This window comes from Desulfoluna spongiiphila, assembly GCF_900101345.1.
GTDB lineage: Bacteria > Desulfobacterota > Desulfobacteria > Desulfobacterales > Desulfolunaceae > Desulfoluna > Desulfoluna spongiiphila.
In genome coordinates this window covers 229247-241322 of sequence record NZ_FMUX01000001.1, presented here as the reverse complement: position 1 = coordinate 241322, position 12076 = coordinate 229247, and the positions used below count along the sequence as shown (strand labels likewise).

11 protein-coding genes are annotated in these 12076 nt (G+C 52.6%); 6 read left to right on the top strand and 5 right to left on the bottom strand.

The features are described 5' to 3' along the window. Nucleotides 1-9: 9 nt before the first annotated feature. The gene (gene hldE / locus BLQ12_RS01060; protein ID WP_092208121.1) at nucleotides 10-1464 is read right to left on the bottom strand and encodes a bifunctional D-glycero-beta-D-manno-heptose-7-phosphate kinase/D-glycero-beta-D-manno-heptose 1-phosphate adenylyltransferase HldE; all 1455 of its coding nucleotides are present in this window, start codon (nucleotides 1462-1464) and stop codon (nucleotides 10-12) included. A 263-nt stretch (nucleotides 1465-1727) separates the two neighbouring features. Further along, nucleotides 1728-2684, bottom strand: a complete 957-nt coding sequence (locus BLQ12_RS01055; RefSeq protein ID WP_092207404.1) for a GSU2086 family protein — start codon at nucleotides 2682-2684, stop codon at nucleotides 1728-1730. Between the two features lie 261 nt (nucleotides 2685-2945). Between BLQ12_RS01055 and BLQ12_RS01050 the strand changes: the two genes are divergently transcribed. After that, nucleotides 2946-3974, top strand: coding sequence for a glycosyltransferase family 9 protein (locus tag BLQ12_RS01050; protein WP_092207402.1), 1029 nt, complete (start codon nucleotides 2946-2948; stop codon nucleotides 3972-3974). Here BLQ12_RS01050 and BLQ12_RS01045 read toward each other — a convergent pair. Genes BLQ12_RS01045 through BLQ12_RS01035 form a run of 3 tightly spaced genes read right to left on the bottom strand, consistent with a single transcriptional unit; the run spans nucleotide 3969 to nucleotide 6431 of the window. Further along, nucleotides 3969-4643 carry a lipopolysaccharide kinase InaA family protein gene (locus BLQ12_RS01045; protein ID WP_092207400.1) on the bottom strand — a complete coding sequence of 225 codons (675 nt, stop codon included), beginning with the start codon at nucleotides 4641-4643 and terminating at the stop codon, nucleotides 3969-3971. The two genes, BLQ12_RS01050 and BLQ12_RS01045, sit on opposite strands and share 6 nt — an antisense overlap. After that, nucleotides 4640-5650, bottom strand: coding sequence for a glycosyltransferase family 9 protein (locus BLQ12_RS01040; RefSeq protein WP_175469414.1), 1011 nt, complete (start codon nucleotides 5648-5650; stop codon nucleotides 4640-4642). The genes BLQ12_RS01045 and BLQ12_RS01040 overlap by 4 nt, the downstream gene beginning before the upstream one ends. Before the next feature lie 25 nt (nucleotides 5651-5675). After that, on the bottom strand, nucleotides 5676-6431 hold the full coding sequence (locus tag BLQ12_RS01035; RefSeq protein ID WP_092207396.1) for a class I SAM-dependent methyltransferase: 756 nt from the start codon (nucleotides 6429-6431) through the stop codon (nucleotides 5676-5678). Between the two features lie 497 nt (nucleotides 6432-6928). On the opposite strand from BLQ12_RS01035, the gene BLQ12_RS01030 reads away from it, so the two are divergent. The 5 genes from BLQ12_RS01030 (at nucleotide 6929) to BLQ12_RS01010 (ending at nucleotide 12054) form a co-directional block, all read left to right on the top strand. Beyond that, the gene (locus BLQ12_RS01030) at nucleotides 6929-8179 is read left to right on the top strand and encodes an O-antigen ligase family protein (RefSeq protein ID WP_175469413.1); all 1251 of its coding nucleotides are present in this window, start codon (nucleotides 6929-6931) and stop codon (nucleotides 8177-8179) included. 81 nt (nucleotides 8180-8260) lie between these two features. Next, nucleotides 8261-9364 (top strand): glycosyltransferase family 4 protein, encoded by a 1104-nt coding sequence (locus tag BLQ12_RS01025; RefSeq protein WP_092207392.1) that lies wholly within the window; start codon nucleotides 8261-8263, stop codon nucleotides 9362-9364. Between the two features lie 141 nt (nucleotides 9365-9505). Then, entirely contained in the window at nucleotides 9506-10303 is a 798-nt protein-coding gene (locus BLQ12_RS01020) for a glycosyltransferase (RefSeq protein WP_175469412.1), read from the top strand. A gap of 211 nt (nucleotides 10304-10514) precedes the next feature. Further along, entirely contained in the window at nucleotides 10515-11078 is a 564-nt protein-coding gene (locus BLQ12_RS01015) for an acyltransferase (protein ID WP_092207388.1), read from the top strand. Between the two features lie 157 nt (nucleotides 11079-11235). Next, nucleotides 11236-12054 (top strand): class I SAM-dependent methyltransferase, encoded by an 819-nt coding sequence (locus BLQ12_RS01010; RefSeq protein WP_092207386.1) that lies wholly within the window; start codon nucleotides 11236-11238, stop codon nucleotides 12052-12054. The last annotated feature ends 22 nt before the right edge of the window (nucleotides 12055-12076 follow it).

Sequence of the window (12076 nt, the reverse complement as noted above, 5' to 3'; positions counted from 1 at the left end):
CCTTTGTTGTTAGTCCTGATTTAAAATCCGTTGTTCAATGCCCGTGGTGCTGTGGCCTTCCATGAGGGGCACGAGCTCCACTCTGCCCCCGTAGCTCTCCACCACCTCCTTGCCCACGACCTCGTGGGGCTTGTAGTCCGCGCCCTTTACCAGGATATCGGGCTTCAGGGCCCGGATCAGCTCAATGGGGGTGTCTTCGTCGAAGATAACCACGAGATCCACAGACGAGAGGGCGCTTAGGATGGCACCGCGGTCTTCCTCTTTGACGATGGGGCGGCGGCTTCCTTTGAGCCTGTGCACGGACGCATCGCTGTTGAGGCCGACTACCAGACGATTCCCCAGGTTCCGGGCTTTGTGGAGAATATCCACGTGGCCGTGGTGGAGCAGGTCAAAGCAGCCGTTGGTGAAGACCACCTCATCGCCGTTGTCCTGCCATCGGGCCACGGTGTGGGCTGCCGTGGCCCGGTCACATGTCTTGATGAAATCCGATTTTTTTTTGTCGCTCTCCACCTGCTTTAGCTCGCCGATGGTGACAGGACGCGTGCCGAGCTTGCCCACCACGATGCCGGCCGCGGCGTTGGCCAGCCGTGCGGATGATTCAAAGGGAAGCCCTGCGGCGACCGATGCCGCCAGTGTGGCGATGACCGTGTCGCCCGCTCCGGAGACATCAAAGACTTCCCGGGCTTCGGTGGGGATAAAAAGGGCCTTTTCGGCATCCGTCTTGAGGCACATGCCGTCGGCACCCCGGGTGAGGAGCAGGTGGGCAAGGCCGTAAGTGGTTCGGGTTTCTTCCACCTGATCGGTGACGGCCGTTTCCCCCGGGGAAAGGCGGTGCCCGAGGACCAGTTCCAGCTCACTGGTGTTGGGGGTGATGCAGGTGGCGCCGTGGTATCGGTCCCAGTCGCTTCCCTTGGGATCGACAAAAACGGGAATGCCTTTGGCTGCCGCCATGCGGATCAACATCTGACAGAGGCCTTCGGTCTGCATCATGCCCTTACCGTAATCGGAAAGAAGAAGGGCGTCCGCCTCTTCCACGGCCGACCGGCAGGTGGTTATGAGTTGGGCCTCGTCGGCCTCGGAAAGGGTCGTCGCCACCTCGCTGTCCAGCCTGAAAAGCTGCTGCTTCTGGGCCATGATTCGTGTCTTGGTGGTGGTGGGCCGCTCCGTGGACGTAAAGAGCCCGTTGGTTTTGATGCCCATGTCCTTTGCCAGCCAGGTGATGCGCCGGCCGGTCTCGTCGTCGCCCAAAAGGCCCACCAGGGTGACATGGCACCCCAGGCCCGCCAGGTTGGCGGCCACATTGCCCGCACCGCCGAGGATCTCTGAGGTCTCACCGGTTTTTACCACGGGTACCGGGGCTTCTGGGGAGATGCGTTCCACCTCTCCCCAGATATATCGGTCCAGCATGACATCGCCGACCACAAGGACGCGTGCGTTGCTGAAGGTATCGGTGTTGATTTGCATGATGCGTTGTTTTTCCTTGTTTGGATGGGAACTGTTCAGCTCCAAAAAATCAGCCTCCGGCGGCAAGGTGTGCCACCTTGAAAGCAGGTTGCGAATGCGCTTTGCCCCTCGTTCCTCGGGGATAACCACATTCGCCTTTTAAAAGCCAACCCATTCAAAATGAGTTTTAAAAACCTGTTTGTTAAACTTTGTAAAAGTTTAGCCCCCGGCAGGGCCGCCGGAGGCATAAACTGAGTCGTTCTGTTTGGGTTTCGGGAAAATTCTTAGAGGTTCCCAGCCTCGATCTCCATGATGGCAGAGGCCAGCAGGGGGATCATGATTTCGTGGTGACCAGTGATGGCATAGCCCTTGCCGCCAGGCATGACAGGGCGGGAGACCACATTGACGTGGGGCCGGTAATGCTGGATCATGTCAAAGTTCGCCGTGGTGAAGTGGGTGACCTTGTGACCCAGGTTACGGGCCACGGCCAGGGCCTTTAAGAAGACTTCGGGCATGATGACGGCGCTGCCGAAGTTAAGGACCACCCCCCCGTCTCCCAGGCCGGAGACGCTGTGGGCGAAGATGCGAAAGTCCCGTAATGAGGCCTCACCGATGGCGGCTCCTTTGGCAGTGGGATGCTGGTGAACGATGTCGGTTCCCAGGGCTACATGAAGGGTGTAGGGGATCTCCAGCTCATGGGCCCTTGCCAGAAGGGCCCGACCCCTGTGGGGAGCCTCTTCTTCAATGAGAAGGGCGCCCACGGCCTGTCCGAATCCTTCGGTACCGGAGGCTGCGCGCTCAGCGGCCTTGTTGACCAGGGCGGCGGTGTCTTCGGCCATGCCGAAGGAGCCGTCTTCAAGCTGGGCAGCCACGTCTTCGGAGGTGTGGCCGAAGCGGGCCAGCTCTGTGTCGTGGATCCCTGCCGCGCCGTTGGAGGCGAGGTGGGTGATAAAGCCTTTCTGGGCGAGGTCGGCAAGGATGGGGGAGCAGCCGGTCTTGATGACGTGTCCGCCGATCATGGCCATGACGGGTTTTCCCTTTGCCCTGGCCGCCACCACGGCCCGGGCCACGGCAAGGAGGTCGTCCGCCTTTAAGATGCCGGGAAGGTTTTTGAAGAACCGGGCCATGGAGATGCCCGCCTCTGCAGGGGTGCCCTCAAGGGAGGTGGTCACTTTGGAGGGACGCTGGGTGGCGGAGTAGGTTCGGACCTTGGTTATGTCTATCTCTTTGTATCGGGTCATGGTATCACAGAGTCGTTGTTTGGGTTATAAACGCACGGGACGCTTGGCGTTGGGTTTCGTGTGAGGTGCCTTTTTCGTGCATCAAGTCATATCACAGCGTTGCCCGGCAGTGGAAGGGGGTTTTTTTCCAGCTTTCAGGGGGTGCGCGGTGTATTTTTTTATGCTGCAGGTGATTTTAAACCAAAAACCTGTTTGTCAAACTTTTCAAAAGTTTGGCCGCCGGAGGCGTTTTTGGACATAAGAATTCATGAAGGACGTGGTATGGGAAAAATTCCGGCCAAAAAGATATGTGTTATTCGGACCTCGGCCTTGGGGGACGTGGTCCATGCCATGGCCCTGATGGGGGCCTTGCGCCACGGGTATCCCGATGCGGAGATCACCTGGGTGGTGCAGCCCCTGGCCTACGAGATGGTCAAGCACCAGGGAGCGGCGGATCATTATGTGCTTTTTGACCGCAAGGGCGGGCGAAAGCACTGGCAAGCCTTGCGCAAGCGGTTCAAAGGAGAGGTGTATGATGTGGTCCTCATGCTCCAGGTGAGCATCAAGGCCAGCGCCATCTCCACCCTGATCACGGGGCGGATCAAGCTGGGCTTCGATATGGCGCGGTCCCGTGAGTGCCAGTGGCTCTTTTCCAACAGGCGCATTCCGAAAAAAACGCCGGGGCACGTTCAGGACCAGTTTTTTGAGTTTGCGGATTACCTGGGGGTGACGGACTACCCTGTTGCGTGGAATTTCGGGTTCACCGAAGGCGAGGTTGCGGAACGATCGGCCTTTTTTGACGGCCTGGGGGCCCCTGCCGTCACCTTTGTGGTGGCGTCTTCAAGCCCTGATAAGGACTGGCCCGCGGACCGTTATGCCAGGGCAGTGGATCACGTGGCCCGAAAAGGTCTTGTTCCGGTGCTCACCGGCGGTCCCAGCCCACGGGAAAAGGCGCTGGCCGATGAGATCAGCCGCCTGTCGCAAGAGAAGCCCGTCGTTGCCCTTAAAAACGGGATCCGGGATCTTCTCGTGGTGCTTTCGGGCTCCACCGTGGTGGTTTCGCCGGATACAGGCCCTTTGCATATGGCCGTGGCTCTCAACGTGCCCACGGTAAGCCTTTTTGGCTACTCCAACCCCAGGCGGTGCGGGCCTTACCGGCGGTTTCAGGAGCTTCTTATCGACCGGTTCACCGAATCCGGTGAAGAGAACGAGGCCAGGCGGTATTTCAAGACGGGGCGCATGGAGTACATCTCTGTTTCCGATGTGACGGAGAAGATCGATCTGGCCCTGGAGCGATATGCATTTTTATAGTTTCGCCATCATGCTGGCAAACTGTTTGCTGAGGCTTTCAGGCAGGCGGTGTTTTATAACGGCTCGGGCCCAGCGTTTTACATAGAGCTCGGAAAGGGCCTTTTTGTCTTCAATGCCTATCCGGGCTTTGTCAAAGTCGATGAGAACGGGCAACCCTTCATGGGTGACGATGATGTTGCCGGGGTGCAAGTCCACGTGGTGGATTCCCAGGTCAAGGAGAGCCTTCATCTGGGGTGCAAGGCGTGCAAAGAGAGCCTCCTGCTGGCTTTCCGTGAGGGGGGCCGACGCCAGGGTGTGGTCGTGGGGGACGGTTTCCATGAGCAGCCAGCAGCGGCGAAGGAGCAGGCCCGATTCAATGTAGCCAAAAGGGGGCGGTGTGGTGACGGCTGTTTCAGAAAGCCTTTTGAGGAGCGCATATTCTTGTGCTGCCCTGCTCTTTCCCCGTCCAACATAGTAAACTCGGTTTACTTTGCCCATGAGCCCCCCCCTCAGGTAGGGCTTGATGGCCACATGCTTCCCGGCAATCCCGTCAATAAATTGCAGGGAACCACGTCCCCCCAGTGTTGCAGTGCTCTGCATCGTGGTAAGGGGAAGGGCCTCCGTGAGGATGGATGCCTCTGCGGGTGTGAGGGGGAGGGGGCTTGTGATGGTGTAGGGGCCGATTCTCATGGCAGCTCCTCCCCAAGGAGGGTTTCTACAGAAGAGAGGACCTGTTCCGGGGTAATCTCCCGCATGCACGCTTCGGTGCCGTTGGGACACTCCCGTTTGCCGTGGCGGCCACAGGGGCGGCAGGGGAGCTCCTTTTCCACCACAATGGCGCGGTTTTTCCACGGGCCGAAGCCAAAGGCCGGGGTGGTGGAACAGAAGATCGCCACATTGGGCACCTTAAGGGCCGAGGCCATATGAAGGGCCATGCTGTCGTTGCAGATGATCACCGCAGCCTTTTTGGCAATCCAGATCATCTCTCCGATGCCCGTTTTTCCGGCAAGGTTCACAGCCGCGGTCCCTTCGGAGGCCTTGCGGCAGGCCTGCGCTTCATCGGGGCCTCCGGCAACCACCACGGAGAGCCCTTTTTGCAAGAGGGACTTAGCTACGGTTCGATAGCCTTCGGAGTGCCACATCTTGGTCTCCCAGGCGCTTCCGGGAACCATAAGGGCAAAGGGGCTTGTGGGGATCGCATTTTTGACTGCCTCGGAAATCTCGCTGTCCGGCGGAGGAAAAAGGCGCATGTCGGCCTTTAAGGCGGTGATGTCGGCCTCGCCCTCAAGGATGGCCAGGTTTCTCAGGACATCATGGATCGACGGGTCGCGACGAAAGGTCCGGTGGTATAGAAAGCGCCCTTTGGCATTGGAAAAACCCACCCGTTCGGGGATTCCTGCCAGGGCGAGCATGACGCTTGTGCGAATGGAACGGTGAAGGGAGTAGACCCGGTCAAATCCCATGGCCTTCACCTCAGCCGCCATGGTCCGAAGGCCTTTGATCCCCTTGGAACTCCCCCGTTTGTCATAGGGGATCACCCCTGCAAGAAGCGGGTCGTTGGCCACAAGGTGGCTGGACAAAGGGGTGGTCATCATCCAGAGCTCGGCATCGGGATAAAGGGCGTTGATCCCTTCGATGACAGGGGTGGAGAGGATGGTGTCTCCGAGGAAGCTGGTTTGAACGATGAGGATTTTCATAAGGTCTGTTTCTTCAGTGTCTCTCTTACTCATGTGGAGTGGCTGGTGAGCCGTCAGGCTTTTTTTCAAAAACGAGAATAAGCGATCGGCTGAACAACAGATTGTGTTGAAAAAGCCAGTTGGGCGACTTTGAGGCCTTACCACCGCTCCATTTGTGCTGGAACTTGGGCATCTGCACCCACAGGTAGCCCAGGAGGAGAACCGGGGAAAGCAGGGGAATCAGGATTTTGCGTTTGAACTTGTCCCCATTGATACCGGTGAGCTTTGCGTCATAGCATGAAAACAGGTATTTGAGCTGCACGATACTTAACGATGAAATATGGCCCCTGTCGATTTTTTCATCAGGGCCCACAGGCTGGTTGGCGTAAGGCTCAAACTGAAAAAATGTTCCCGTAAAGAGAAACTGAAACCTGCTGTAGAGGTTGTGAATGTTGGGCAGAGAGACAATGACGCGCCCGTTCGGCCTGCAAATTCTGCACAGCTCGGCAACGAGCCGGTTCGGTTCAATCACATGTTCCAGCCCTTCAAGACACATGATGGTATCAAAGCGTTCATCCTCAAAGGGAAGGCTTGATTCCATATCGGCATATACATAGTCGGGCTTTTCGGAGTTGATGTCGGCACAGGTGACGTCGTGGCCAGCTTCGGACAGTTTCTGGGACAGAAGGCCGTTTCCCGCAGGGATATCCAGAATGTCCTGCTTTTCAGAACGCTTGATGACTTCGTTGTACACCTTGGCCATGTACCCTGTGAAATTTTTAACGTGTGAGAATTTTTTCATTGCCGCTGTTTTTTTCTCGTGTAAGTTAATATAAAGTAAACATGAATTATTTTTGATGCTGAATATATAAACATCGGGTCAAAAAGTCCAATGAATATCTATGCCATTAAGGACGGTCTGGTCCTGGTGCCCTGCTGACCACGACCCAATCCACGGGAACAGTTTGAATAGCCCGAACGCATGACAAATAAAAGTGTGTAAGCGATTTAAACCTCATGGTCGTTACGAATTTTTTCAGAGCGCTTTGCGAATGAAGGGTGTGGGGTTTATGGCGTTGTTACAGCCTCAGGGGTGTGATATCTCTTTTCGTCAAGTGACCCGGTCCGGGGCATCGTATGGTTGTGCTTTGGCCGGGTGGTATAGTTTTTTGCGGTAACAGTCCTGGCACAAAAAAACGAAAACGTTGGCCGTCAAAGGTGAACCAAACGGCATGTATCTGTATCATGTTATACCCAATCATGACGGGTGGCGTCAGGCTGGGGGTCAAGGAGCGGTGTGTGGAAGAAGATGTGTGTAGCCTGAAAAGCAGGCGGGAGACATGGGGGGACTATCTGGACAATGCGACCTTCGGGGTTGCTGTTCTTTTTTGCCTGTTTGTTTTTATGTCCAAAGCGGCCATGAACTCGTTGGGGGGGCTGTTGTTGCTCATGGGGATTGTTTCCATGGGGATAAACAGGCGCCGGGTCGTTAAAGAAAACCGGTATCTCCTGCTTTTTTTGATCCCCATTGGTTTTGGATCGGTCACGGCCCTGTTTTCCGTCTCAGGTGGCCTGGCGTCGGTGGCTTCATTTTTAAATGACATGAAATTTTTCTTTCTTCCCATTGTGCTTGCCCCCATTATTCGGGACGAAAAGAGACTGGCGTGGCTTTTCGGTGCGGTGGTTGTTTCCGGCATCGTCGCCACCTTCTGGGGTCTGGCGGATCCCGGCCAGCGCGTCTTAGGTTTGTTTCACGGCAGGCATGTCGTCGGACGCAATGCGGATATGCTGATGATTACTCTTTTGGGCGTTGTTGCGTTTATCGGAAATGGCGTTTTCAGGCGAAAGATCGGCCGGGTGGGGATGGGGCTGCTGGTCTGCGTGGCCATGTTGCTTTTCTGGGGACTTGTTATGAGCGCCATTCGCGGTGCCTGGTTGGGTGTTGTTGTGGGCGTTGGGGTGTATGCGCTGCTTTTTAACCGCAGGTTCCTCATTGTGGGCGGCATGTTGGTGGTGATCGCCTGTACCATAGGGCCCACCGGTGGGGTTGTCAATGAGTTCAAATCCATAGGGGACACCACCTCCAATGCTTCAAATCTGGCGCGACTTCAACTGTGGCGAGCGGGGTTGGAATTTTCCAAAAAACATATGGTGTTAGGCTCAGGCCGCGAGAAGATCGACGAACAGTTCAAGGCCTTTTACGCTGCGCAGCCCGAGACGTTTCAAAAGAAGTACACGTGGAGCAATACGTTTCCTGGAAATTTTCATAACAGTTATATTCAGCTGTTTGTCGAATGCGGTGTGTTGTTTTTTACGGTGTTTTCCGTGTGCGGGGTTTTGATACTCTACCGGCTTATCCGATCGCTGGCTTGGGTGCCATCCTCTTCTGCGGTGTATGTGCAAGCCGCCATTGTCTGCAGTTCGGGATTTCTGGTGACACAGTTTTTCCATGGGGAGTTGGTTTCGTACGGGGGGATATTGCTGGTGCTGGCCCTTTTTGGGGGGCTGATGGTCGCTCAACGCACGGAGAACGAAATCACTCTGTCCTGAATGGATGAGACGACAGCAAGTCGGCCACTGGTATTTATAGGGACTGGTTAATCTGCCTGGATTCTTATACGGAGCTATTTTATGAACCAGAATATTCTGCAGTTGTGTCTGTCTCCTGATTTGGGAGGCCTTGAACTCTACGTATTGAGACTGTCAATGTTCTTGCAGTCTGAGATAAACCTGACGTGCATTGTGTCTGAGACAGGTCGATTGAAAGGCGCCTTTGACAAGCAAGGCTTACCGTATGTTGCCATTCAGAAGCCTCCCAAGCTGATGCCGTTTCGGACGGCAAAGAGGATTGCCGCCATCATCGATTCCAACGATATCGATGTCATTCATATTCACTGGACAAAAGATATTCCCATGGCCGTGCTGGCCAAGCTGTTTTCAAAGAAAAAACCGAAGCTGGTGCAATCGCGGCACATGACCATGACACGATTCAAGGGGGACTTCTACCATAAGTTCTTGTATAAACACATGGACATGATGGTTGCGGTCACCCGGCAGGTCCAGGAGCAAATTGAGACGTATGTTCCCCGTGATGTAAGGCCAACGGTGGAGACACATTATATCGGTGCAAAAACGCCTGAACCCATTGATGAGGAGAGAAAAGCAGCGCTTCGAAAACAGTATGGGCTGGGTGCTTCCTTTACCATCGGCGTGGTTGCTCGAATCGAGGAGGGGAAGGGGCAATACCTGCTGGTTGATGCCATAAAAACCTTGAAACAAGAGGGGGCGGAGGCCAAGGCCCTTCTTGTGGGGGATGCCATGGAGGCCTCGTACCTGGAAGACCTGAAAACAGGCTTGAGCCGGGACGGGTTGGCGTCGAACATCGTGTTCACCGGCTTTGTGAACAACGTGCAGGAACTCATGCAAATTTGTGATGTGATTGTATTGCCCCCGGAGGAAGAGACATTCGGGCTTGTCCTGATTGAGGCCATGAAGTGCGGTGTGGCTGTTATCGGGAGCAATCGCGGCGGTCCCCTTGAAATTATCGAAGACCACCAGTCCGGGTTGTTGTTTGAGAGCCTGGACAGTCATGATTTGGCTGACAAGATCGGGTTTCTTTTAGCACATGACGATGAGAGGAAACGACTTGCGCAGCAGGGGAAGCAAAGAGCAACGGACTGCTTTGACGAAGATACACAATTTCAGGAAATGATGACTGCATTGACCTCGTTGTAACATGAACAGGTTGAGGTGTATTATCGCTGTTAGCAGCGAAAGGCAATGGTGGGGGGATTTTCTGACGTACTTATGGTCCGGTACCCGGGAGTAAAATCACCGATTAAGGATAAATGGTTTACTATATTCTGTGGAAATAAAATGAAAATTACATTGATAATTTCTACCTACAACCGATCGGATTTTTTAGAGATTGTCCTTTCGTCCGTGTTTAGCCAAAGTTATAAGGATTTTGATGTGATTATTGCTGAGGACGGAAACAACACGGATGTTAAAGAGGTTGTTGATTCGTACAAATCACGAGAGTCTGTTTCGATTACACACCTGACGCAGCAGGACAAAGGGTTTCGAAAATGCCGGATACTGAACAGAGCTGTGGCATCGGCCGCCGGAAAGTTTCTGGTGTTTATCGATGGAGATTGTGCACTGCACCCTCACTTTATTTCAGAGTATGCAAAACGCAGCAAAGACAATGTGTGCCTGTTTGGTCGTCGGGTGATGCTGGGCAAATCCTTTACAGACAAACTGATGAACAGGGAACGGACAACAAAACAGATGAACATGCTTTCTATTGTTTGTTCTGATAGCAAACGAAAGGAAAATTCTATCTATTTGCCGTTTCGATTTTCGTTTAAAAAACATGGCATCGTGGGGTCGAATTTTTGTGTGTCAAAAGAAAATATACTGAAAATCAACGGATTTGATGAAGACTTTGAAAGTGCGTGTCTTGGTGAGGATACAGATATAGAGCGCCGTTTGCGGTTGGCTGGTGTTGGTTTTCGATCCACAAAATTCAACACCATTCAATACCACCTTCACCATGCCATGACAGATCGAATAGAGTCATACAACAAGAGTTTTGGGGTCTACGCTAAAAAGTTAAAGCAGAACTCCTATTGGTGCCTCAACGGACTCATTAAAAAGAAGGAGTCATTATAGTGCGTGGCTTGTTGGCTGTGTTTTGATTTTATTGGGTGTGTATATTTTTAGATAAAAATAGTGAAAAATGACTGATGTTTGAGGTGCTCCAAAGGGGGGGCGTGCAGCAGTTGGGATAGGTTCTGAATCCAGGTGGTACGTGGCTGAGCGTTGTATGGAGGCATGGTAACGAGTTTATTGGTGAATTAATTTTTGTTGGGCGAGGGAAATCATGTTGAAAAAATTGTTGTTCTACGCTCGAAATAAGGTGCGGATAAAGGGTGACCACTTTTTGAGTATTGATAAGAGCGTTCGTATAAGGCGGTGCTTTATATCCATCAAGGGTGAGAATAACAGGCTGGTCATTCATAAAGGGGCCAATATCCGTGATACGTATATAGAGATTGATGGCAGTGACTGCTCCATCATTATCGGTGAAAATTGCCGTATTGGTCACAAGTGTTACCTGTCGGCAAAAGAGAAGAATATCTCTATTCGTATCGGAAAAGATTCATCATTTTCTCGCAATGTGAAAATCATGACAAGCGACGGGCACAATGTCATTCAACATAACAGACGAATCAACCCGGCCAAGAGCATAGCCATTGGGGAACATGTATGGATTGCCGATGGTGGCACCGTCCTGAAAGGTGGAGGGGTCGGCGACAATTCAATTATCGGGATTCATTCCGTGGTAACAAGGAACATCGGATCAAATAAAATCGCTGTGGGAACTCCAGCGATTGAAGTCAAGGACGCTGTTAATTGGTGTGAAGAATTAACATATTTAAAATGACTGCAAGATTGGGGTAATTCTGCATGCTGCTTTGTGGTCGAAGCTGTAACCGTTTTTCACTCTACTGGTTTAAGACTCTCTTGGCTGTTTTGTGAAATTTGATTTTCTGAGTCTTTTTATGATTTAAAATTGTAATAACTGTACTTGGAGATGGCATATGGAAAACCTTGTATATGAAGGGATTAGTAAATATGTTGCGGATTATCTCAAGACTTCGAACTGCTTAGAAAACGCCGTTGTATTGGATATTCCGGCGGGCGACGGACGGTCCAGTGCGATTTTGAAACAAAAAGGGGCACATGTCCTTGCCTTTGACCTTTTTCCCTCCTTTATGAAGGCAGAAGGGATCAAAACCGAATTTGCGGACATGATGAATGGTATCCCTCTTGATGACAAAACAGCAGACATGATCCTTTCCCAGGAAGGTGTTGAACATATTCCTGATCACATGAAGCTGTTTCGAGAATTCAACCGGCTGTTGAAGCCCGGGGGGCTCTTGGTTATAACCGTTCCCAACAAGTCGTGCCTTGTCGGCCGTTTTACGTCCCTTGTCCATGAAGGGGAAACCTTGCGGAATATGCCGCCTTCTGAAGTGGACAGCATCTGGCATTCGGAAGGGGACGGGAATATTTATTATGGACACCTTTTTACGCCCACGGCACACAGTTTAAGAACGATATCCTCTTTGAATGGGTTTGAAATTATTGAAAACATTTCATGTCATAAGAGCCGGTCGTCTATTGCCCTTTTGGCTTTCATGGGACCCTTTGTGTATGCTCTTTCAACATATGCATTCATAAGAAATTGCTTGAAATGGAAGCACAACAGACCTGCCCTTACGTTGTTTTGGAAGCAGTACAAGATCAATTTGTCGCCCAAGACGTTGCTAAACAAACACACTTTTTGGGTGTTGAAGAAACGTGCTGAAGCGGATGATGCTCGAAAACGTATCGCTTCAATGTACAGGAGGGTGTAAACGGGTCAGGGGGCAGACAAAA